Here is a 21993-nt window from a genome sequence, read left to right as displayed (position 1 = left end):
GTTTGCAGCCTTAGACGGCGGCTATTTCGAAAGCACAAGGAGTCACCATGAAACGCGTCCTGACCCTACTGGCCCTGCTACTCGTCGTCCTCGCGGCAGGTGCTGGCTGGTACGTGTACAGCAAGCAGCCGATGCGTCAGGGCCAGGTCGAGCTGCAACGCCTGCAAGGCTCGGTGACGGTGCGCTACGACGAACGCGGTGTGCCGCATATTCGCGCCGAGAACGAAACCGACCTCTATCGTGCCTTGGGTTATGTGCACGCCCAGGACCGGCTGTTCCAAATGGAAGCCATGCGCCGCCTGGCCCGTGGCGAGCTGGCCGAAATCCTCGGGCCCAAACTGATCGACACCGACAAACTGTTCCGCAGCCTGCGTATCCGCGAACGCGCCGAAAGCTACGTGGCCGCACTCGACCGCCAGTCTGCGGCGTGGAAGGCGCTGCAAGCCTATCTGGACGGGATCAACCAGTATCAGGACACCCACGCTGCGCCCATGGAGTTTGACGTACTGGGCATCCACAAGCGCGCGTTTACCGCTGAAGACAGCGTCAGTGTCGCCGGCTACATGGCCTACAGCTTTGCCGCAGCGTTTCGCACCGAACCGTTGCTGACCTATGTGCGCGATCAACTGGGCAGCGATTACCTGAACATCTTCGACCTCGATTGGCAGCCCAAAGGCGTGCTGGCCAAACGTCAGTCCAGCAAAGCCCCAGTGCTCTCCGCCGCTGACTGGAAAGATCTCAACGCCATTGCGCGCCTGAGTAAACAAGCGTTGGCCGATAACGGCCTGCCACAGTTCGAGGGCAGTAACGCCTGGGTGATTTCCGGCCCCCGTACCCAAAGCGGTAAACCGCTGCTGGCCGGTGATCCGCACATTCGTTTTTCGACGCCATCGGTGTGGTACGAAGCGCAACTCTCGGCGCCGGGTTTCGAGCTCTACGGGCACCATCAGGCCCTCGTGCCTTTTGCCTTCCTCGGCCACAACCTGGACTTCGGCTGGAGCCTGACCATGTTCCAGAACGACGACCTCGACCTGATTGCCGAGAAGATCAACCCGGACAATGCCAACCAGGTCTGGTATCACGGCAAGTGGGTCGACATGGTCAACACCGAGCAGCAGATTGCCGTGAAGGGCCAGGCGGCGGTCACGTTGATGCTGCGTCAATCGCCCCATGGCCCGATCATCAACGATGTGCTCGGTGCCAGCGCCGGCAAGACGCCAATCGCCATGTGGTGGGCGTTCCTGGAAACCCAGAACCCGATCCTCGAAGGCTTCTATCAGCTCAATCGTGCCGACACCCTGGCCAAGGCCCGCGCGGCGGCAGCCAAGGTTCATGCGCCGGGGCTGAACATCGTCTGGGCCAATGCCAAGGGTGATATCGGCTGGTGGGCAGCGGCACAACTGCCCAAACGTCCGGCCGGAGTCAAACCGTGGTTCATACTCGACGGCAGCACCAATCAGGCGGACAAGGAAGGTTTCTACCCGTTCAGCGCCAACCCGCAGGAAGAAAACCCGGCGCGCGGCTACATCGTCTCGGCCAATTTCCAGCCGGTTTCGCCGACAGGCATGGAGATCCCCGGCTACTACAACCTGCCGGATCGCGGCCAGCAGCTCAACCGCCAGCTCAGCGACAAGAGCGTGAAGTGGAACGTCGACGCCAGCCAAAAACTGCAACTGGGCACCACCACTGACTACGGTCCTCGCTTGCTGGCGCCGCTGTTGCCGGTACTGCGTGAAGTGGTCAGCGACCCGCAAGAGCTCAAACTGGTGGAGCAACTGGCCAAGTGGAAAGGCGATTACCCGGTGAACTCCACCAGCGCCACACTGTTCAACCAGTTCCTGTTCAACCTCGCCGATGGCGCACTGCACGACGAACTCGGCGACAGCTTTTTCGAGACCCTGCTCTCGACCCGCGTGATCGATGCCGCATTGCCCCGGCTGGCCGCCTCCGCGGATTCGCCGTGGTGGGACAACCGCAACACGCTTGGCAAGGAAACCCGCGCCGACGTCGTCAAAGCTGCGTGGCAGGCCAGTATCGCCCACCTGAAAACCACCCTCGGCCCTGACCCGGCGCAATGGCTATGGGGCGATGCCCACCCGCTGACCCATGGCCATCCGCTGGGCATGCAAAAGCCGCTGGATCGAATCTTCAACGTCGGCCCGTTCGAGGCCCCCGGCAGCCACGAAGTGCCGAACAACCTCTCGGCAAAAATCGGCCCGGCGCCATGGCCTGTGACTTACGGCCCATCGACTCGCCGGATCATTGACTTCGCCGACCCGGCGCACGGCCTGACCATCAACCCGGTCGGCCAAAGCGGCGTGCCGTTCGATTCACACTACGATGACCAGGCCGAAGCCTATATCGAAGGCGTCTACCAGGAGGCGCATTTCAACGAGGAAGAGGTCACGGCCAATACCCGCAGCACCTTGAAGCTGTTGCCGGCGCGAGTGGCGCAATAACAGTAAAAGATCGCAGGCTCCTACGAGGAGTGTCCGTGCAGGAGCTGCCGCAGGCTGCGATCTTTGAAGACCTTGAATGAGCAAGCGCAAAGCGCCCGAGTGGTCAAAACTGTACGTGTCGCACACCGTACATCCCAACCTGCTCAGGAGTGAATGCAATGTTCAATAACTGGTCCGAACTGCTGCCCACCATCCAGAAAGCTTTCGGCGCACTGGGCAAGAGCAACCCGAAAATGGTCAAGGCCTACATGGCGCTGGATGAAGCTGCCGCTGAAAACGAGGTGCTCGACGCCAAGACCCGCGAGCTGATTTCCATTGCCGTCGCGATCACCACTCGTTGCGATGGCTGTATCGGCGTACACACTGATGCGGCAATCAAGGCCGGTGCCACCCGCGAAGAAATCGCCGCTACCCTGGCCACTGCAATCTCGTTGAACGCCGGCGCGGCGTACATCTACTCACTGCGAGCGCTTGAAGCACATGACATGCTGAAAGGCTGACATCACCCCCTGTGGCGAGGGAGCTTGCTCCCGCTGGAGTGCGCAGCACTCCCAAAACCGATGAGTGCGGTACACCTGATACAGCACGGTTGCAGGTTTTGGGGCCGCTCGCGGCCCAGCGGGAGCAAGCTCCCTCGCCACAAAAGCGTTGCCATTCGCCAACCCTACAGATAAAAAAACCTCGCTCTCTTTGCAGGGAGCGAGGTTTTTTTGTGCTGCCGGGGTTAAGCCGCTTCCGGCGCCTGCGCGCGGCGTACGTCCGGTTGTTTCCAGGAGTCCGCAGCGCCCTCTTCGATGGCTTGCTGGATCGCACGTTTGCGACTTTCTTCTGCACGGCGGCTGAAAAACCAGACCATGAAGGTCACGATCGATACCGCCAGCAGAATCAGGCTGGCCACGGCGTTGATCTCAGGCTTCACGCCCAGACGCACCGCTGAGAACACTTCCATCGGCAAGGTCGTGGAACCCGGACCGGAGACGAAGCTCGCCAGCACCAGATCGTCCAGCGACAGGGCAAACGACATCATGCCGCCGGCGGCCAGCGACGGCGCGATCATTGGAATGGTGATCAGGAAGAACACCTTCCACGGCCGTGCCCCCAGATCCATGGCCGCTTCTTCGATGGACAGGTCCAGCTCACGCAGACGCGCCGAGACCACCACCGCTACATAAGCAGCGCAAAACGTGGTGTGAGCGATCCAGATGGTCACCAGACCCCGCTCCTGTGGCCAGCCGATCATCTGCGCCATCGCCACGAACAGCAGCAACAACGACAGACCAGTGATCACTTCCGGCATCACCAGCGGCGCGGTGACCAGGCCGCCGAACAGCGTGCGACCCTTGAAACGGGTGACGCGGGTCAGCACGAAAGCGGCCAGCGTGCCCAGTGCTACGGCGGCAATCGCGGTGTAGCAGGCGATTTCCAGCGAGCGCACCACCGAGCCCATCAGTTGGGTGTTGTCCAGCAGGCCGACGTACCACTTCACCGACCAGCCGCCCCAGACCGTCACTAGTTTCGAGGCGTTGAACGAGTAGATCACCAGGATCAGCATCGGCAGGTAGATGAACAACAGGCCGAGCACCAGCATCAGGCTGGAGAAACGGAAGCGCTTCATTCTTTACCCTCCATTTCCTTGGCCTGACTGCGGTTGAACAGGATGATCGGCACAATCAGGATCGCCAGCATCACCACCGCCAGGGCGGACGCCACCGGCCAGTCGCGGTTGTTGAAGAACTCTTGCCAGAGCACTTTACCGATCATCAGGGTTTCCGGGCCGCCGAGCAGTTCCGGGATCACGAACTCACCGACCACCGGGATGAACACCAGCATTGCGCCTGCGATGATGCCGTTTTTCGATAACGGGACAGTGATCTTCCAGAAGCTGTTGAAGGTACTCGAACCCAGGTCCGAAGCGGCTTCCAGCAAACTGTTGTCGTGCTTCACCAGGTTGGCGTACAGCGGCAGGATCATGAACGGCAGGTACGAATAGACCACGCCGATATAGACCGCCAGGTTGGTGTTGAGGATCTGCAGCGGCTCGTTGATCCAGCCCATCGACATCAGGAAGCCGTTGAGCAGGCCGTTGTTGCTGAGGATGCCCATCCACGCATACACACGGATCAGGATGGCGGTCCAGGTCGGCATCATGATCAGCAGCACCAGCACCGTTTGCACTTCTTTACGGGCACTGGCGATGGCGTAGGCCATCGGGTAGCCGATGAGCAAACAGAGAAGGGTGCTGAAAAATGCCATTTTCAACGAGCCGAAGTAGGCCGCGATGTACAACTCGTCGCCGCCCAGCATCGTGTAGTTGCCTAGGTTCAGCAGCAACTGGACCTTCTGATCGACGTAGCTGTAAATCTCGGTGTACGGCGGAATCGCCACGTCGGCTTCGGCAAAGCTGATCTTCAGGACGATGAAGAACGGCAGCATGAAGAACATGAACAGCCAAATAAACGGAACCCCGATGACCAGATGACGACCCGCGGGAATTATTCGACTGAGTTGGCGTTTGAGCTTTTGCGTGTTCATGAGCGCAGTACCACGCCGCTGTCATCCTCCCACCAGACGTAGACCTGATCGCCCCAGGTAGGACGCTGGCCGCGACGTTCGGCGTTGGCCACGAACGACTGCACGACTTTGCCGCTTGGCAGTTCGACGTAGAACACCGAGTGGCCACCGAGGTAGGCGATGTCATGCACCTTGCCGCTCGACCAGTTGTGTTCGCAGGTCGGCATTTCTGCCGTGACCAGCAGTTTTTCCGGACGAATCGCATAGGTCACCGACTTGTCTTGCACCGAAGTACTGATGCCGTGGCCAACGTAGATGTTGCGATCCAGGTCCTTGCAGGTAATCAGCGCATGGCCCTCGGCGTCGTCCACCACTTCACCTTCGAAGATGTTGACGTTGCCAATGAACTCACAGACCAGGCGGCTGGTCGGGGTTTCGTAGATGTCGATCGGGCTGCCGATCTGGGCGATCCAGCCCAGGTGCATGATCGCGATGCGCTCGGCCATGGTCATGGCCTCTTCCTGGTCGTGGGTCACCATGACGCAGGTCACACCGACGCGCTCGATGATTTCCACCAGTTCGAGCTGCATCTGCGAACGCAATTTCTTGTCCAGCGCGCCCATCGGCTCGTCGAGCAGCAGCAGCTTCGGACGCTTGGCCAACGAGCGGGCCAGCGCAACACGCTGACGCTGACCGCCAGAAAGCTGGTGCGGCTTGCGCTTGGCGTACTGGCTCATCTGCACCAGCTTGAGCATTTCGGTCACACGGGCGTCGACTTCAGCCGCCGGAATCTTGTCCTGCTTCAGGCCGAAAGCGATGTTCTGCGCCACAGTCATGTGCGGAAACAAGGCGTAGGACTGGAACATCATGTTGATCGGCCGCTCGTACGGCGGCATCTCGGTGATGTCCACGCCGTCGAGGAAAATGCGCCCCTCCGTGGGCCGTTCGAAACCTGCGAGCATGCGCAGCAAGGTCGATTTGCCCGATCCCGAACCGCCGAGCAGGGCAAAGATCTCGCCTTTCCTGATTTCCAGGGACACATCGTCCACGGCAATCGTCTCGTCGAACTTCTTCGTGACCCGGTCGATTTTGACCAACACCTGTTTCGGTGTCTGGTCGCCCTCGAGGGCTTTCTTATAGGCGCCGGAGGCAACTGCCATTTACGAAACTCCCAACAAAATTTGCAGTTCACCCAATACAGGCGAACCTTGGATAGTCTGAGCCTTTGTCACTATTTACCCGACTTGACCTTGGTCCAGCTGCGGGTCATCAAACGTTGAATCTTCGGCGGCAACTCGACCGACACGTAAGTCTTGTCGAGGACCGCTTGCGGTGGATACACCGATTCGTCGGTGCGAATCGACTGCTCCATCAACTTGTCCGAGCCCGGGTTCGGGTTGGCGTAGCCGACGACGTCACTGACCTGAGCAATCACTTCAGGTTTGAGCACGTAATTGATAAAGGCGTGGGCTTCCTTGACGTTGCTGGAGTCCTTGGGGATCGCCAACATGTCGAACCACAACGCGCCACCCTCTTTGGGAATCGCGTAGGCAACCTTCACGCCTTTGCCGGCTTCAACAGCACGGGCCTTGGCCTGGAAAATATCCCCGGAGAAACCGACCGCGACACAGATGTCGCCGTTGGCCAGGTCCGAGATGTATTTGGACGAGTGGAAGTAGGTCACATAAGGCCGTACGGCCAGCAACTTGGCTTCAGCCTTTTGGTAGTCGTCCGGGTTGGTGCTGTTGGCGTTCAGGCCCATGTAGTTCAGGACCGTCGGCAGCATTTCGTCGGCCGAGTCGAGGAAGGCCACGCCACAGCTGTTGAGCTTCTTGATGTTCTCGGGCTCGAACAGCATGGCCCAGGAATCGATCTTGTCGACACCCAGTACTGCCTTGACCTTGTCGACGTTGTAACCGATGCCGTTGGTGCCCCACAGGTAAGGCACGGCATATTGGTTGCCAGGGTCGTTCATCTCCAGGCGCTTGAGCAGCACCGGATCAAGGTTGGAGTAGTTCGGCAGCTGCGATTTGTCGAGCCTCTGGAACGCCCCGGCCTTGATCTGCTTGCCCAGGAAGTGATTGGACGGCACGACCACGTCATAACCTGTGTGCCCGGCCAGCAACTTGCCTTCCAGGGTTTCGTTGGAGTCGAACACGTCGTACACCGGCTTGACGCCAGTGGCTTTTTCGAAATCGGTGAGGGTGGTCTGCCCGATGTAATCCGACCAGTTATAAATATGCACGGTGGACGCCGCTTGAACACTGACGGCAAGCGTCAGGCCGGCGCCAATCAGCATGGCGTTGCGAAATAAAGAAACAGGCAAGTGAAGGTCCTCTAAAATAGTTGGGCCCAAGTTGCCCAGCGTTACGTGACAGCCGTGGCTGCCTGGCAACAAAACCGGCGCGCAACTTACCCTCGATAAACCTTTCCAGCAAAACTTTCTGTCATTTAATTATTCCTGTTGCCGCCGCCAGAGCGACGACGGCAACAGGTTATTGCCTCAAACCGGCTTATTTACCGGATTTGATCTTGGTCCAGCTACGGGTCAGCTCACGCTGAGTGGCGGCTGGCAGATCGGCGATCGCATAGAGCTTGGCCTGCACGTCTGCCGATGGATAGATGCCCGGATCCGAGGTGATTTCCTTGTTCACGTACTGAGTGGCTTCGGCATTACCGTTAGGGAAACGCACGGCGTCGGTGATTTCAGCCATCACTTTCGGCTGCAACAGGTAGTTCATGAACTTGTAGGCACCCTCGACGTTTTCCGCATCTTTAGGGATAGCGACCATGTCGTAGAAGCTGCCGGCGCCTTCTTTTGGAATGGCGTAGCTGACTTTTACCTTGTCACCGGCTTCGGCGGCACGGGTTTTGGCCTGCTGGACGTCACCCGAGTAGCCGACGGCTACGCAGATGTTGCCGTTGGCAAGGTCGGAGATGTACTTGGACGAGTGGAAGTAGGTGACCGAAGGACGAATCTTCAGGAACAGCTCTTCAGCCTTCTTCAGATCTTCCTTTTTCTGGCTGTCGGTTGGCAGGCCCAGGTAATGCAGGGCGACCGGCAGCATTTCGGTCGGCGAATCGAGGAAACTCACGCCGCAGCCCTTGAGCTTGGCGAGGTTCTCTGGCTTGAGCACGACATCCCAGGAATCGATTTTGTCGACGCCCAGCGCGGCCTTGACCTTCTCCGGGTTGTAACCGATACCGATCGAGCCCCACATGTAAGGGAAGGCATGTTTGTTGTCCGGGTCACTGACGGAAACCGCCTTGAGCAGCGACTTGTTCAGGTTGCCGTAGTTGGACAGCTTGGACTTGTCCAGCTCCTGGTAAACACCAGCCTTGATCTGTTTGGCCAGGAAGTTGTTGGAGGGCACCACCACGTCATAACCGGATTTGCCGGCCAGCAACTTCGCCTCAAGGGTTTCGTTACTGTCGAACACATCGTAGACGACCTTGATCCCGGACTCTTTTTCAAAGTTCGCGATGGTGTCCGGTGCGATGTAGTCGGACCAGTTGTAAACGTGCAGGACTTTATCGTCGGCCTGGGCTGCCCCAGCCATCACGCCCATCAGGGACAAGGCGAGCAGGGTCTTGCCAGTTTTCTTCAAACCTAATGCCTTCATGCGTAATGCTCCAATTATTCTTTTTAACCACATTTTTTTTGTGAACCAAGATCCAGCGGCCGATTCCTTGGCAACTCAAACAGCGGATAGTCTGGCAAGTTACAAGGCAGGCTTTCAAGGAAAGACCCGTCCTTTGTGCGCCCTGAGCGAAGTGCCAGCCACGGACCTCGCTCAGAGCCTAGCACTTAGCTTTGCAGCGCACTCAGAGTCAGGTCCAGGCACTTGCGCGCCTTGGTCACCAGTTCATCGATCTCGGCCTTGGTGATGACCAGTGGCGGAGCGATGATCATGGTGTCGCCGACGGCACGCATGATCAGCCCGTTGTCGAAACAGAACTGCCGGCAGATCATGCCAACACCTTTGCCGACATACCGCGCACGGGTCGCCTTGTCCTGAACCAGTTCGATAGCCCCCAACAGACCTACCCCACGAACTTCACCCACCAGCGGGTGATCGTTCAGTTCCCGTAGACGCTTTTGCAAATAAGGTGCCGTTTCTGCACGGACGTGCTCGATAATTTTCTCTTCGCGCAGAATACGGATGTTTTCCAGTGCCACCGCAGCGGCGACCGGGTGCCCGGAATAGGTGAAGCCGTGGTTGAAGTCGCCCCCTTCGTTCAGCACATCGACCACTTCATCACGCACGATCAGCCCACCCATCGGGATGTAGCCGGACGTCAGGCCTTTGGCGATGGTCATCATGTCGGGCTTGAGGCCGTAGAAATCGCTGCCGAACCATTCGCCGGTACGACCGAAACCACAGATCACCTCGTCCGCAACGAACAGGATGTCGTACTTGGCGAGGATTTCCTTGATGCGCGGCCAGTAGCTGTCTGGCGCAATGATCACGCCGCCGGCGCCCTGAATCGGCTCGGCAATGAACGCACCGACCGTGTCGACGCCGAGTTCGAGAATCTTTTCTTCCAACTGGTTGGCGGCCCAGATACCGAACTCTTCAGGGCTCATGTCGCCCCCTTCACCGAACCAGTACGGCTGCGGGATGTGAACGATGCCCGGGATCGGCAAGTCGCCCTGTTCGTGCATGTAAGTCATGCCGCCCAGGCTGGCGCCGGCCACGGTCGAACCGTGGTAACCGTTTTTGCGGCTGATGATGACCTTCTTCTTCGGCTGGCCCTTGATCGCCCAGTAGTGGCGAACCATGCGCAGCATGGTGTCGTTGCCTTCGGAGCCGGAACCGGTGAAGAACACGTGGTTCATGCCTTCTGGCGCGATGTCCGAGATGGCCTTGGCCAGCTCCAGTACCGGCGGGTGGGCGGTCTGGAAGAACAGGTTGTAATAAGGCAGCTCGCGCATCTGTTTGCTGGCGGCATCGGCCAGCTCATCGCGACCGTAACCGATGGCCACGCACCATAGACCGGCCATGCCGTCGAGGATCTTGTTACCTTCGCTGTCCCAAAGGTAAACGCCCTTGGCGTTGGTGATGATCCGCGGGCCTTTCTCCTTCAGCTGTTTGAAGTCGCTGAAAGGCGCCAGGTGGTGTTCGCGGCTCAAGGTTTGCCATTCACGGGTTTGCGGGTTCTTGCTGGTCATAAAGCTCTCCTGGTTGGGTGAGAGTGCGGTTGTTCAGGGCCGCACCCGGCGCATCAGACGGCGAACAACAGGAACTCCCGCTCCCACGAACTGATCACGCGCTTGAAGTTTTCATGCTCGGCCCGCTTGACCGCGACGTAGCCAGTGATGAATTTTTTGCCCAGATACTTCTCGATGGTCGCGCTGTGTTCCATGCGCTCCAGTGCGTCTTCGATGGTCAGCGGCAGACGCAGATTGCGTCGCTCATAACCCCGTCCAACCACCGGTGCGCTCGGGTTGATGCCTTCCACCATGCCGATGTAACCGCAGAGCAGGCTCGCGGCGATCGCCAGGTAAGGGTTGGCATCGGCACCCGGCAGGCGGTTTTCCACCCGACGGTTTTGCGGGCCTGCGTCCGGGACTCGCAGGCCGACAGTGCGGTTCTCTTCGCCCCACTCCACGTTCACCGGCGCCGAGGTATCCGGCAGGAAGCGGCGGAACGAGTTGACGTTGGGCGCGAACAGCGGCAACAGCTCGGGGATGAACTTCTGCAAGCCTCCGATGTGGTGCAGGAACAGCTCGCTCATGGTCCCGTCTTCATTCGAGAAGACGTTTTTGCCGCTTTCGATGTCGATGATGCTCTGGTGCAAGTGCATTGCACTGCCCGGCTCGCCGGTCATCGGCTTGGCCATGAAGGTCGCGGCCACGTCGTGCTTGAGCGCCGCTTCGCGCATGGTGCGCTTGAACACCAGGATCTGGTCGGCCAGGGACAGCGCGTCGCCGTGACGGAAGTTGATCTCCATCTGCGCCGTGCCGTCTTCGTGGATCAGCGTGTCCAGATCCAGCTCTTGCAGTTCGCACCAGTCGTAGACGTCTTCGAACAGCGGGTCGAATTCGTTGGCCGCTTCAATGGAGAACGACTGACGACCGGTTTCCGGGCGACCGGAGCGGCCAATCGGCGGCTGCAACGGGAAGTCCGGGTCTTCGCAACGCTTGGTCAGGTAGAACTCCATCTCCGGGGCCACGATGGGCTGCCAGCCCTTGTCGGAATAGAGCTTCAGGACTTTCTTGAGCACGTTACGCGGCGACAGCTCGATCGGGTTGCCCTGCTTGTCGTAGGTGTCGTGAATCACTTGCGCGGTGGGCTCGATGGCCCATGGCACCAGGAACACAGCGTTCGAGTCCGGGCGGCAGATCATGTCGATGTCAGCCGGGTCGAGCAGTTCGTAATAGATGTCGTCTTCGACGTAGTCGCCTGTCACTGTCTGCAACAGCACACTCTCGGGCAGGCGCATGCCTTTTTCGGCAATGAACTTGTTGGTCGGCGAGATCTTGCCGCGAGTGATCCCCGTCAAATCGCCAATCATGCATTCGACTTCTGTGATCTTGTGGTCTTTCAACCAATCGGTGAGCTGGTCGAGGTTGTTACTCATAAATGCCTCTGGGCTGAGTGTCCTGACATCTTTAAAAGTCAGGCGTTGTTCGACGCGTCCGCGTCGCGTTGTGCTGCATGCTTGCCGGCGCGAATCAACGAAAGCATGGTGGCGTCGCGTGCAGGATCATGAGCAGTTCCCGGCGCACTCGCAGGACCGCTATAGTGAAAAGGTTCTACAGTGGAAGGAGAGCCGGTAAACAGGATGCCATCCAGACCGTCAATAATATCGGTCGGATCGAGCAGTTCCGCCTGGGACGGAAGTATCGACGGCAGGCCCTTGGCAACGGTGGCCGCTGCGCGGACGTACTTATCGCGGGTGATGTGATAAGCATGCAAACCGATCTGTCTTGAGCAGTCGGTGACGCCGATTAACGGCAGGCGAGACATGAAGCACCCCGGTATTATTGCTGTTATGGGTTTGATTTGAGCTTAGCGTTGTTCATTTTTTTACACAACACCCCCGTAAAAAATACAACACGCCCCGCTCAAGCCTGCGGCCGCCAAAGACCCCGAAGGTATAAAAATGCCCCAAAGCGCCTCAAAAATGCCCTTGGAGCGCTTTTTTAGGGCAAAAAAGGCCTCGCTTGACTTCGGCATGCCGTTCGGGTTGACTGGAATCTGAAAAGATCAATGATTGATATTTTTAACAACAAAGGTGTTGCATCATGTCGGTACCCCCGCGTGCCGTTCAGCTTAACGAAGCGAACGCGTTCCTTAAGGAACATCCTGAGGTTCTGTACGTTGACCTTCTGATTGCGGATATGAATGGTGTGGTGCGCGGCAAGCGCATCGAACGCACCAGCCTCCACAAGGTTTACGAGAAAGGCATCAACCTGCCGGCCTCTCTATTTGCTCTGGATATCAATGGCTCGACGGTGGAAAGCACCGGTCTTGGCCTGGACATCGGTGATGCTGACCGAATCTGCTATCCAATCCCCAATACCCTGTGCAATGAACCCTGGCAGAAGCGCCCTACCGCGCAACTGTTGATGACCATGCACGAACTCGAAGGCGAGCCGTTCTTCGCCGACCCGCGTGAAGTGCTGGCCAATGTAGTGCGCAAGTTCGACGACATGGGCCTGACCATCTGCGCCGCATTCGAGCTTGAGTTTTACCTGATCGACCAGGAGAACGTGAATGGCCGGCCGCAACCTCCACGCTCGCCGGTGTCCGGCAAACGTCCACACTCGACCCAGGTTTACCTGATCGACGACCTCGACGAATACGTCGACTGCCTGCAAGACATTCTGGAAGGTGCGAAAGAGCAAGGCATCCCTGCCGACGCGATCGTCAAGGAAAGTGCTCCGGCGCAGTTCGAAGTGAACCTGCACCACGTTGCCGACCCGATCAAGGCCTGCGATTACGCGGTACTGCTCAAGCGCCTGATCAAAAACATCGCCTACGACCATGAGATGGACACCACCTTCATGGCCAAGCCTTACCCAGGCCAGGCGGGTAACGGTCTGCACGTCCACATCTCGATCCTTGATAAAGACGGCAAGAATATTTTTGCCAGTGAGGATCCCGAGCAGAACGCCGCACTGCGTCACGCGATCGGCGGTGTGCTCGAGACCCTACCGGCGCAGATGGCCTTCCTCTGCCCGAACGTCAACTCGTACCGTCGTTTCGGCGCACAGTTCTACGTGCCGAACTCGCCGTGCTGGGGCCTGGACAACCGGACGGTGGCGATTCGCGTACCGACTGGCTCGTCCGACGCAGTACGGATCGAGCACCGTGTCGCTGGCGCTGATGCCAACCCGTACCTGCTGATGGCGTCGGTCCTGGCAGGCGTGCATCACGGCCTGACCAACAAGATCGAGCCGGGCGCGCCCGTCGAAGGCAACAGCTACGAGCAGAATGAGCAAAGCCTGCCGAACAACCTGCGTGATGCACTGCGCGAGCTGGACGACAGCGAAGTCATGGCCAAGTACATCGATCCGAAATACATCGACATTTTTGTCGCCTGTAAAGAGAGCGAGCTGGAAGAGTTCGAACACTCCATCTCCGACCTCGAGTACAACTGGTACCTGCACACCGTGTAAGCGGCTGTAGCAAAAAAACAACGCCGTGGGCTTCAATGCCCACGGCGTTTTTTTATGGCCCCTGTGGCGAGGGAGCTTGCTCCCGCGGGCCGGTCCGCGCTCGGGCGAAGCGGCCCCAAAACATGCGATCCAATGGCATCGGACACTCCACGTTCACTGGGTTTTGGAGTGCTGCGCACTCCAGCGGGAGCAAGCTCCCTCGCCACGGGGTATGGATCATCACTGCGCTCTGCGTACAATGCCCGCTGCCCTGCAGGAGACCTCAATGACGCGCCCCGCCCCCCTTCGCAAACCCCGCGCACGCAGCCAGGCCCGGATCGACTCGATACTCGACGCCGCCCGCACGCTGCTGGCCGCCGAGGGCGTGGCCAGCCTGTCGATCTACAGCGTGGCCGAACGCGCCGAGATCCCGCCGTCATCGGTCTACCACTTCTTCGCCAGCGTCCCGGCCCTGCTCGAAGCCCTGACCGCCGACGTCCACAGCGCCTTTCGCGCGTGCCTGCAAGAACCGATCGAAGTCGACTCGCTCAATGGCTGGCGTGATCTGTCGCGACTGGTCGAGCAACGCATGCTCGCCATCTACGACGAAGACGCCGCCGCGCGCCAACTGATCCTCGCTCAACACGGCCTGACCGAAGTCACCCAGGCCGACCGCCAGCATGACATCGAGCTCGGCGACCTGATGCACAAACTCTTCGATCAGCATTTCGAACTGCCGACGCTGCCCAAGGATGTCGATGTGTTTGCGCTGGCCATGGAACTGGGCGACCGCGTCTACGCCCGCTCGGTGCAACAGCACGGGCAGATCACCCCGCGCATGGCCGAGGAAGGCATGCGGGTATTCGACGCTTATCTGGGGCTGTATCTGCCGCCGTACCTGCCTAAGCGCGCGACTTCAGCCTGATTTTTTTGTTGGTATCTCGGGCCTCATCGCGAGCCTGCTCGCGATAGCCACACTACTGATTCCATGACAGGCACACATCGAAAAAACCCCGAAGGGCTCAAGCCGTCTGGGGCTGTGTGTGACACATCCATCACAACTTGGCGATCGACACCTCGGTGGATTTCACGAAGGCGATCACTTCGCTGCCGATCGCCAGTTCCAGCTCTTTGACCGAGCGCGTGGTGATGACCGAGGTGACGATGCCAGACGCGGTCTGAACATCGATCTCCGAGAGCACGTCGCCCTCGACGATTTCCTTGATGGTGCCTTTGAACTGGTTGCGAACGTTGATGGCTTTGATCGTCATGAGGTTGATTCCTGTCGTTGGGAAAACATTGAGTCAGTGAGCCCAGCGCAATTGCGTGGGCAAGGGTGAAACAGGTTCCGGCGCAGGCGGTGAACCCGGCAGTGACAGCACGCGGTTGAGCACTTCGGTCTCCAGCGCTGCCAGCCGATGGGAACCACGGACCCGAGGGCGCGGCAGTTCGACCTGCAGGTCGAGGCCGATTTCGCCCTCTTCGATCAGCAACACCCGGTCGGCAATCGCCACCGCTTCGCTGACGTCGTGGGTCACCAGCAACACGGTAAAACCGTGCTGTTGCCAAAGACGTTCGATCAGTTGCTGCATTTCAATTCGGGTCAGCGCATCCAGTGCGCCCAGCGGCTCATCGAGCAACAGCAAACGCGGCTGATGGATCAGCGCCCGCGCCAAGGCCACCCGCTGCTTCTGCCCGCCGGACAACGCCGCCGGCCATTCATCGGCGCGATCCGCCAGGCCCACGGCATCCAGTGCGTCCAGCGCCTGCTGGCGCCAATCGCCCTTGAGCCCGAGGCCGACGTTGTCGATGACCTTTTTCCAGGGCAGCAAACGCGCTTCCTGAAACATCAGCCGGGTGTCTTCGCGCGCCTCGTCGAGCGGTGCGGAACCGGCCAACAGCTCACCGTCCGTGGGTTGATCAAGCCCCGCCAGCAGACGCAGCAAGGTACTTTTGCCACAGCCGCTGCGACCGACCACGGCGACGAACTGACCGGCCGGAATGTGCAGGTCGATCTCGCGCAGCACCTGCCGCGCGCCAAAGGTTTTTTGCAGTTTGCGCACCGCCAGCGCAATTCCGCGCAGCAGGCGTGGAGGTTGTTGGGCCGTCATGCTGCACCGCCCTTAACCACTTGATAGGCCGGATGCCAGCGCAACCAGACCCGTTCCAGACCACGGGCCGCGAGGTCGGCCAATTTGCCGAGCACCGCGTACAGAACAATCGCCAGCACCACCACATCCGTCTGCAAGAACTCCCGGGCATTCATCGCCAGGTAGCCAATGCCGGAGCTGGCGGAGATGGTTTCCGCGACAATCAGGGTCAGCCACATGAAGCCCAGGGCAAAGCGCACGCCCACCAGAATCGAAGGCAGCGCGCCCGGCAGAATCACCTGACGGAACAGGCTGAAACCGGACAGGCCGTAACTGCGCGCCATCTCCACCAGAGCCGGGTCGACGTTGCGGATGCCGTGATAGGTGTTGAGGTAAATCGGGAACAACGTCCCCAGCGCCACCAGAAAAATCTTCGCCGACTCATCAATGCCGAACCAGAGGATCACCAGCGGAATCAGCGCCAGATGCGGCACGTTGCGAATCATCTGCACCGAACTGTCGAGCAGGCGTTCGCCCCACTTTGACAGGCCGGTGATGAAACCCAATGCCAGGCCGATACCGCCGCCAATCACAAAACCAATGCCGGCGCGCCAGCCGCTGATCGCCAGGTGTTTCCAGATTTCGCCGCTGCGCACCAGGCTCACGCCCGCCTCGATCACCGCGCTGGGTGCCGGCAAAATCCGTGTCGACAACCAGCCTGCCGACACCGATAACTGCCACACCGCCAGTAGCAGTACCGGCAAGGCCCACGGCGCCAGGCTGTGGATAAGCTTTTCCCTTTTCATGGCGCGCCTCAGCTCTGGGACGCGGCTTTGGGAAGAATGTCGTTGGCAACCATCTCGCCGAACGGGCTGACGTAACCGGTGCTTTTCGGTAGTTCGGGACGCTCGATGTCGAGGTGGGGGAACAACAACTCCGCGACCCGATACGACTCCTCCAGATGCGGGTAGCCCGAGAAGATAAAGGTATCGATGCCCAGGTCCGCGTATTCCTTGACCCGTGCGGCCACGGTCGGGCCGTCGCCGACCAATGCGGTGCCGGCACCGCCACGCACCAGACCGACGCCTGCCCAGAGGTTCGGGCTGACTTCGAGGTTGTCGCGACTGCCGCCGTGCAACGCGGCCATGCGCTGCTGGCCGACCGAGTCGAAGCGCGCCAACGAGGCCTGAGCGCGGGCGATGGTGTCGTCGTCCAGATGGGAGATCAAACGATCCGCCGCTTGCCAGGCTTGCGCGTTGGTTTCACGGACGATCACATGCAAACGAATGCCGAAGCGCACGGTGCGCCCGTGCTTCGCGGCCTTGGCGCGTACTTGTTCGATTTTCTCGGCGACGGCGGCCGGTGGCTCGCCCCAGGTCAGGACCATCTCAACCTGCTCGGCAGCCAGATCCTGAGCCGCTTCAGAAGACCCACCAAAGTACAGTGGCGGACGCGGTTGCTGGATCGGCGGATAGAGCAATTTCGCGCCCTTCACACTGATGTGCTGACCGTCGTAGTCGACCGTCTCGCCTTCCAGCACCCGACGCCAGATCCGGGTGAACTCCACCGAGGCCTGATAGCGTTCTTCATGACTGAGGAACAATCCATCGCCGGCCAGCTCTTCCGGATCGCCGCCCGTTACCAGGTTGAACAGCGCACGCCCACCGGACAAGCGATCCAGGGTCGCCGCCTGGCGCGCGGCCACCGTCGGGGAAATGATCCCTGGGCGCAACGCGACCAGAAACTTCAAACGCTGGGTCACCGGGATCAGCGACGCGGCCACCAGCCACGAGTCTTCGCAGGAGCGGCCCGTGGGAATCAGCACCCCGCCGAACCCCAGACGATCCGCCGCCTGGGCAACTTGCTGCAAATAACCGTGGTCGACGGCGCGAGCGCCTTCGGCGGTGCCAAGGTAATGGCCGTCACCGTGAGTAGGCAGGAACCAGAAAATATTAAGGCTCATGGAGTGGTCTCCTAAGGAAATCGAATTACGGCGCAGTGGCAACGGCTGCCGGTGGCGTCCAGATCACGTCGTTGATGCTCAAGGGTTTCGGAATCAATTTGAGCCGGTAGAAGCTGTCGGCGATTTTCTGCTGGGCCGCGATCACTGGCGGCGTAAGGAAATGCGCGCCGTAGCCCTGGCGCTTCACCGCGGTCAGGGTGATGTCTGCCGGCAAGCCGAGCAGCGGCGAGACTTGTTGCGTGACCTCTTCAGGGTTGGCTTTGGACCATTCGCCGATGGTGCGGACTTCTTCCACCAGGGCCTTGATCACAGCCGGATGTTGTTCGGCGTAAGGCTTGGTCGCCAGGTAGAACTGGTGGTTGTCGACGATGCCGCTGCCGTCACGCAGGGTGCGCGCGTGCAGTTGTTGTTCGGCGGCGGCCTGGTACGGGTCCCAGATCACCCAGGCATCGACGCTGCCACGTTCGAACGCCGCGCGGGCATCGGCCGGAGGCAGGAATACGGTTTGGATGTCGGTGTACTTGAGACCGGCGTCTTCCAGAGCACGCACCAGCAGGTAGTGCACGTTGGAGCCTTTGTTGAGGACGACCTTCTTGCCCTTGAGGTCCTGTACCGATTGGATCGCCGAGCCTTTCGGCACCAGGATCGCTTCGCTGGTCGGCGCGGGTGGCTCGTAAGCGACGTAGAGCAGATCGGCGCCGGCCGCCTGAGCGAATACCGGTGGAGTTTCGCCGGTCACGCCGAAATCGATCGAGCCGACGTTCAGCCCTTCGAGCAGTTGCGGGCCGCCGGGGAATTCAGTCCATTGCACGCTGATGCCTTGGGCGGCGAGGCGCTTTTCCAGCGAGCCGCGGGCTTTGAGCAGCACCAGGGTGCCGTACTTCTGATAGCCGATTCGCAAGGTCTCGGCCGCTTGAGCTTGAGTAATGACGCCGAAGGACACAGCCGCAGCAAACAGAGCGACCAGACCACGACGCAAAATGACAGTGCGCATAGCGCTCTCCTTTTTGCAGTTGGGTTTTGGCTGCACCTGCTTGCCCGTTAGCGGGCGAGTAAGGCCAGTAATTCAATTGTCGGGTAAGGCTTAAATGCTCCAGCGAGCACTCAACAAACGATCATTCAACAGGCTTGGGTCCAGTGGTTTGGGTCGACGGGCCATGGCACTGAAGAACTGCTCCAGCGCCTCAACCAAGCGCTGCTCCAGCGCCGGTGACAACTGCGCCTGCGCACTGCCTTCGCCGTAAGCGATCTGGCTGTCTTCGGCGAAAATCCCGTGGAGCATTTCCTGGGCTTTCAGCGCCGACAGCACGGGCTTGAGCGCGTAATCCACGGCCAGCATGTGGGCGATGCTGCCGCCAGTGGCCATGGGCAGTACAACCTTGTGGCTCAAGGCGCGCTCCGGCAGCAGGTCCAGCACGGTTTTCAGCGCGCCGGAAAACGACGCCTTGTAGACCGGCGTGGCAATCAATAAGCCATCAGCATTTTCAATCTGTTGCAGCAAGTCGACCACCTTCGGGCTGTCGAAGCGCGCGTGCAGCAAGTCTTCGGCCGGGAAGTCCCGTACCTGATAACTCACCACTTCTACGCCTTGTTGCTGCAACCAGCGTTGGGAGCGATCCAGCAGCACCCCGGAGCGGGAGCGTTGGCTGGGACTTCCTCCGAGTGAGACGACCAGCATGCGGCTATTCCTTAAGCTTTTCCGGCGATTCGCAGTGTGCGATCTCGCGACTATGGGCAGACCTTATCAGTTGATTTATATATCTATAAATCATATTTATTTATGTGTTTATTCCTTAAACACATATACAGAAAAACACCAATGGCTTACCTGTTGGGCTGTGGTGTCAGGCGCAGGTACGGTTTAACTGCGCGGTAGCCTTTAGGGAAGCGCGTCCTGATTTCATCTTCATCCTTCAACGACGGCACGATCACCACTTCATCACCGTCCTGCCAGTTGGCCGGGGTGGCCACTTTGTAGTTGTCGGTGAGCTGCAACGAGTCGATCACCCGCAGGATCTCGTGGAAGTTGCGTCCGGTACTGGCCGGATAGGTGATGGTCAGGCGAATCTTCTTGTTCGGATCGATGACGAACAGCGAACGCACGGTCAGGGTGTCGTTGGCATTCGGGTGGATCAGGTCATAGAGATCGGAGACCTTGCGGTCGGCGTCAGCGAGGATCGGGAAGTTGACGAGGGTGTTCTGGGTTTCGTTGATGTCTTCGATCCACTTGTGGTGCGAGTCCACCGGGTCGACCGAGAGTGCAATGGCCTTGACGCCGCGCTGGGCGAACTCGTCCTTGAGCCTGGCGGTAAACCCCAGCTCCGTGGTGCACACCGGTGTGAAGTCCGCCGGATGGGAAAACAGCACGCCCCAGCTATCGCCCAGCCACTCGTGAAAACGGAGGGTGCCGGCGCTGGAATCCTGTTCGAAATCGGGGGCAATGTCGCCCAGTCTGAGGCTCATGATGCTGCTCCTGGTGAGTGCGTGATGAGCCTACTGTGCCTAGTGTCGCCGCTTACTAAAAAGAATAAATATCTATTTATTTAGATCGCAAGTGAATATTAAACATCTATTCACTGGACGCATACGTCAACGAAGACCAGTCTTGGAACCAAGGTTCGAGAAGGCCTTGAGTTGCTGCAAAGAGGGAAGTGAAGGCGGGCCTGCGGGGGTGGGCCCGACTTGAAACGCAAAAGCCCCGCCAGGCTTACGCCGAGCGGGGCTTTTTATTCAGGCGTTACAAACGCCTGGGTATTACAACAGCGGGATCGAGTAGCTTACGATCAGGCGGTTTTCGTCCTGGTCGCGGGTGGCCACGTCGGTGCGCCACATGGCGTTTTTCCAGGCAAAGCCGAGGTTTTTCAGCGGGCCTTCCGGAACAACGTAAGCCAGGCTCAGGTCACGCTCCCACTCGCTCTTGCTGCCAGTAGGGCTGTCGATGTTGTTGCCGTGCAGGTAGATCACACCAGCGGTCAGACCAGGTACACCAACCTTGGCGAAGTCGTAGGCGTAGCGAGCTTGCCAGGTACGTTCGCCAGCGCGGGCAAACTTCTGGATCTGCACGTCGGTGATGGTGCTGTTCGAGGAACCGTCACCCTGGTTCAACCAAGGGAAGTCGCTGTCGCCCTTGGTGTACTGGTAGCCAGCACCGAAGGTGTGACCTTCAACCGAGTACAGGGCCAGGTAGCTGTACAGGTCGTTGTCGACCTTGCCTTTGGTTGTATTGCCGCCGTAGAAACCGGTAGTGAAGAAGTTCTTGTCGTTGCCGTTGGAACCGTTGTCGCGGCTACGGTAGTAGCGCAGGTCACTTTTCAGGACGCCAGGACCGATTGCCCAGTTGTGCACCAGACCCAGGAAGTTCTGCGAGTAGAAGTCCTTCAGCTCACCGTAGTAGTACGAAGCAGTCAGGTCCTTGGTGATTTTGTAGTCAGCACCACCGTAGTAGAACTTGTTGCTGAACTTGCCCGCGTCGTAGTTGGAGCCGCCGTTGGCACCGGCAATCGACAGACCTTCGTCGTTGCTGGAGTTACGCCCTTTGGCCTCGTTGATCTCGCCCGCAGTCAGGGTCAGGTCCTTGATCTCGTTGGACTTGATCTCGCCACCGGTGAAGGTTTGCGGCAACAGACGACCATCGTTGTACTTGATGACCGGGTTGTTCGGTTGCAGGGTACCGATTTTCAGCTCGGTCTCGGAGATCTTGACCTTACCGGTCAGGCCCAGGCTGCCGAAGTCTGGAACCGCACGATTGCCATCACTTGGGAAAATCGTACCGCCAGAAGCCGAACCGCTCGAATTGCCGCTCTTGGCCGGGCTGGAGTCCAGACGCACGCCGTACAGGCCAATGGCGTCAACGCCGAATTTAACTGTACCTTGGGTGTAGCCCGAGATGAAACGCAGATCGAAGCCTTGGCCCCATTCTTCGTTTTTGTTCGCGCCGGTGCCAGTACGGTTGTCGGTGTTGATGTAGAAGTTACGCAGACCCAGGGTCGCTTTACTGTCTTCGATGAAACCGGCGGCGCTTGCCTGCTGCGCCAAAACCCCTACGGCCACAGCCAGGGCCAAGGTGGACTTCTTCATGTTTCGCTCCTCTACGTTTCTAATTTTTTGTGCACTTTGGTCCAGGATCTGACGCCCCGGTTCCCATCGATGCGCGATTAGCGCAAGACCGTGACCGATAAGTCAATCGTAAGCAGTCGCGTCTACGACCTTGGTCTAATCGCCGTGTTTGGTCCGTTCAGGTTAGTGATTTTCTCATAAACCCAAAAAGAATTATTTATGCATTTTTCATACGATTCCGGAATATAGCTCAACACGCCTCAACCGAACCGGATGCAAAGGTATCGGCCCATGAGCTAATTCCTA

General features: G+C 59.2%; 19 protein-coding genes and 1 pseudogene. 4 read left to right on the top strand and 16 right to left on the bottom strand.

Translation table 11 applies throughout. The features are described 5' to 3' along the window. Window positions 1-47 precede the first annotated feature (47 nt). Both HK44_RS23930 and HK44_RS23925 read left to right on the top strand, forming a co-directional pair. A complete protein-coding gene (locus HK44_RS23930; protein ID WP_019694145.1) occupies window positions 48-2459 on the top strand; it encodes a penicillin acylase family protein in 2412 nt (803 codons plus the stop codon). 158 nt (window positions 2460-2617) lie between these two features. Then, window positions 2618-2959, top strand: coding sequence for a carboxymuconolactone decarboxylase family protein (locus HK44_RS23925; RefSeq protein ID WP_019694146.1), 342 nt, complete (start codon window positions 2618-2620; stop codon window positions 2957-2959). A 224-nt stretch (window positions 2960-3183) separates the two neighbouring features. Here the strand turns inward: HK44_RS23925 and HK44_RS23920 are convergent, their stop codons facing one another. From HK44_RS23920 to HK44_RS23885, 8 genes and pseudogenes are all read right to left on the bottom strand, one after another. Further along, window positions 3184-4074 carry an ABC transporter permease subunit gene (locus HK44_RS23920; RefSeq protein ID WP_019694147.1) on the bottom strand — a complete coding sequence of 297 codons (891 nt, stop codon included), beginning with the start codon at window positions 4072-4074 and terminating at the stop codon, window positions 3184-3186. Further along, a complete protein-coding gene (locus HK44_RS23915; RefSeq protein ID WP_187682506.1) occupies window positions 4071-4952 on the bottom strand; it encodes an ABC transporter permease subunit in 882 nt (293 codons plus the stop codon). The genes HK44_RS23920 and HK44_RS23915 overlap by 4 nt, the downstream gene beginning before the upstream one ends. Window positions 4953-4987: 35 nt before the next feature. Beyond that, complete coding sequence (locus HK44_RS23910; RefSeq protein ID WP_019694149.1) at window positions 4988-6130, bottom strand: ABC transporter ATP-binding protein; 1143 nt, start codon at window positions 6128-6130, stop codon at window positions 4988-4990. Between the two features lie 71 nt (window positions 6131-6201). Further along, a complete protein-coding gene (locus HK44_RS23905; RefSeq protein WP_024265149.1) occupies window positions 6202-7296 on the bottom strand; it encodes a polyamine ABC transporter substrate-binding protein in 1095 nt (364 codons plus the stop codon). Between the two features lie 187 nt (window positions 7297-7483). Next, the gene (locus tag HK44_RS23900; protein WP_031319668.1) at window positions 7484-8578 is read right to left on the bottom strand and encodes a polyamine ABC transporter substrate-binding protein; all 1095 of its coding nucleotides are present in this window, start codon (window positions 8576-8578) and stop codon (window positions 7484-7486) included. A 200-nt stretch (window positions 8579-8778) separates the two neighbouring features. Further along, the gene (locus tag HK44_RS23895; RefSeq protein ID WP_019694152.1) at window positions 8779-10143 is read right to left on the bottom strand and encodes an aspartate aminotransferase family protein; all 1365 of its coding nucleotides are present in this window, start codon (window positions 10141-10143) and stop codon (window positions 8779-8781) included. A gap of 53 nt (window positions 10144-10196) precedes the next feature. After that, complete coding sequence (locus HK44_RS23890) at window positions 10197-11555, bottom strand: glutamine synthetase family protein (RefSeq protein ID WP_019694153.1); 1359 nt, start codon at window positions 11553-11555, stop codon at window positions 10197-10199. 86 nt (window positions 11556-11641) lie between these two features. Next, a pseudogene (locus tag HK44_RS23885) lies at window positions 11642-11944 on the bottom strand (gamma-glutamyl-gamma-aminobutyrate hydrolase family protein); the annotation flags it as partial. A gap of 278 nt (window positions 11945-12222) precedes the next feature. On the opposite strand from HK44_RS23885, the gene HK44_RS23880 reads away from it, so the two are divergent. Then, window positions 12223-13599, top strand: coding sequence for a glutamine synthetase family protein (locus HK44_RS23880; RefSeq protein ID WP_019694155.1), 1377 nt, complete (start codon window positions 12223-12225; stop codon window positions 13597-13599). A 265-nt stretch (window positions 13600-13864) separates the two neighbouring features. After that, window positions 13865-14503, top strand: coding sequence for a TetR/AcrR family transcriptional regulator (locus HK44_RS23875; protein ID WP_019694156.1), 639 nt, complete (start codon window positions 13865-13867; stop codon window positions 14501-14503). Between the two features lie 130 nt (window positions 14504-14633). Here HK44_RS23875 and HK44_RS23870 read toward each other — a convergent pair whose 3' ends face one another. The 8 genes from HK44_RS23870 to HK44_RS23835 all read right to left on the bottom strand — a co-directional run bounded on the left by HK44_RS23870 (window position 14634) and on the right by HK44_RS23835 (window position 21708). After that, window positions 14634-14849: a TOBE domain-containing protein gene (locus HK44_RS23870; protein ID WP_003177394.1), complete on the bottom strand. Its 216-nt coding sequence runs from the start codon at window positions 14847-14849 to the stop codon at window positions 14634-14636. 33 nt (window positions 14850-14882) lie between these two features. After that, window positions 14883-15689 (bottom strand): aliphatic sulfonates ABC transporter ATP-binding protein, encoded by an 807-nt coding sequence (gene ssuB, locus HK44_RS23865; protein ID WP_019694157.1) that lies wholly within the window; start codon window positions 15687-15689, stop codon window positions 14883-14885. After that, window positions 15686-16474: an aliphatic sulfonate ABC transporter permease SsuC gene (gene ssuC, locus HK44_RS23860; protein WP_019694158.1), complete on the bottom strand. Its 789-nt coding sequence runs from the start codon at window positions 16472-16474 to the stop codon at window positions 15686-15688. The genes ssuB and ssuC overlap by 4 nt, the downstream gene beginning before the upstream one ends. An 8-nt stretch (window positions 16475-16482) precedes the next feature. Beyond that, the gene (gene ssuD / locus HK44_RS23855; protein WP_019694159.1) at window positions 16483-17631 is read right to left on the bottom strand and encodes an FMNH2-dependent alkanesulfonate monooxygenase; all 1149 of its coding nucleotides are present in this window, start codon (window positions 17629-17631) and stop codon (window positions 16483-16485) included. A gap of 25 nt (window positions 17632-17656) precedes the next feature. Further along, window positions 17657-18625 (bottom strand): sulfonate ABC transporter substrate-binding protein, encoded by a 969-nt coding sequence (locus HK44_RS23850; RefSeq protein ID WP_019694160.1) that lies wholly within the window; start codon window positions 18623-18625, stop codon window positions 17657-17659. 90 nt (window positions 18626-18715) lie between these two features. Continuing rightward, window positions 18716-19309 carry an NADPH-dependent FMN reductase gene (ssuE, locus tag HK44_RS23845; RefSeq protein WP_019694161.1) on the bottom strand — a complete coding sequence of 198 codons (594 nt, stop codon included), beginning with the start codon at window positions 19307-19309 and terminating at the stop codon, window positions 18716-18718. Window positions 19310-19455: 146 nt separating this feature from the next. Beyond that, complete coding sequence (locus HK44_RS23840) at window positions 19456-20094, bottom strand: peroxiredoxin (RefSeq protein ID WP_019694162.1); 639 nt, start codon at window positions 20092-20094, stop codon at window positions 19456-19458. Window positions 20095-20385: 291 nt separating this feature from the next. After that, entirely contained in the window at window positions 20386-21708 is a 1323-nt protein-coding gene (locus HK44_RS23835) for an OprD family porin (RefSeq protein WP_019694163.1), read from the bottom strand. Between the last annotated feature and the right edge of the window lie 285 nt (window positions 21709-21993).

It is taken from the genome of Pseudomonas fluorescens HK44 (assembly GCF_000217955.3).
Classification (GTDB): domain Bacteria; phylum Pseudomonadota; class Gammaproteobacteria; order Pseudomonadales; family Pseudomonadaceae; genus Aquipseudomonas; species Aquipseudomonas fluorescens_AQ.
The sequence above is the reverse complement of the archived record's forward strand: the minus strand, read 5'-3'. Positions and strand labels throughout refer to the sequence as shown.

Bases quoted from the DNA above. Each gene is read 5' to 3' on its own strand.
- HK44_RS23925 (WP_019694146.1), top strand. From the start codon at position 2,618: ATGTTCAATAACTGGTCCGAACTGCTGCCCACCATCCAGAAAGCTTTC.
- HK44_RS23920 (WP_019694147.1), bottom strand. From the start codon at position 4,074: ATGAAGCGCTTCCGTTTCTCCAGCCTGATGCTGGTGCTCGGCCTGTTG.
- ssuC (WP_019694158.1), bottom strand. From the start codon at position 16,474: ATGAAAAGGGAAAAGCTTATCCACAGCCTGGCGCCGTGGGCCTTGCCG.
- HK44_RS23880 (WP_019694155.1), top strand. From the start codon at position 12,223: ATGTCGGTACCCCCGCGTGCCGTTCAGCTTAACGAAGCGAACGCGTTC.
- HK44_RS23875 (WP_019694156.1), top strand. From the start codon at position 13,865: ATGACGCGCCCCGCCCCCCTTCGCAAACCCCGCGCACGCAGCCAGGCC.
- HK44_RS23895 (WP_019694152.1), bottom strand. From the start codon at position 10,143: ATGACCAGCAAGAACCCGCAAACCCGTGAATGGCAAACCTTGAGCCGC.
- HK44_RS23850 (WP_019694160.1), bottom strand. From the start codon at position 18,625: ATGCGCACTGTCATTTTGCGTCGTGGTCTGGTCGCTCTGTTTGCTGCG.
- ssuB (WP_019694157.1), bottom strand. From the start codon at position 15,689: ATGACGGCCCAACAACCTCCACGCCTGCTGCGCGGAATTGCGCTGGCG.
- HK44_RS23910 (WP_019694149.1), bottom strand. From the start codon at position 6,130: ATGGCAGTTGCCTCCGGCGCCTATAAGAAAGCCCTCGAGGGCGACCAG.
- HK44_RS23930 (WP_019694145.1), top strand. From the start codon at position 48: ATGAAACGCGTCCTGACCCTACTGGCCCTGCTACTCGTCGTCCTCGCG.
- HK44_RS23870 (WP_003177394.1), bottom strand. From the start codon at position 14,849: ATGACGATCAAAGCCATCAACGTTCGCAACCAGTTCAAAGGCACCATC.
- HK44_RS23840 (WP_019694162.1), bottom strand. From the start codon at position 20,094: ATGAGCCTCAGACTGGGCGACATTGCCCCCGATTTCGAACAGGATTCC.
- HK44_RS23835 (WP_019694163.1), bottom strand. From the start codon at position 21,708: ATGAAGAAGTCCACCTTGGCCCTGGCTGTGGCCGTAGGGGTTTTGGCG.
- ssuD (WP_019694159.1), bottom strand. From the start codon at position 17,631: ATGAGCCTTAATATTTTCTGGTTCCTGCCTACTCACGGTGACGGCCAT.
- HK44_RS23890 (WP_019694153.1), bottom strand. From the start codon at position 11,555: ATGAGTAACAACCTCGACCAGCTCACCGATTGGTTGAAAGACCACAAG.
- ssuE (WP_019694161.1), bottom strand. From the start codon at position 19,309: ATGCTGGTCGTCTCACTCGGAGGAAGTCCCAGCCAACGCTCCCGCTCC.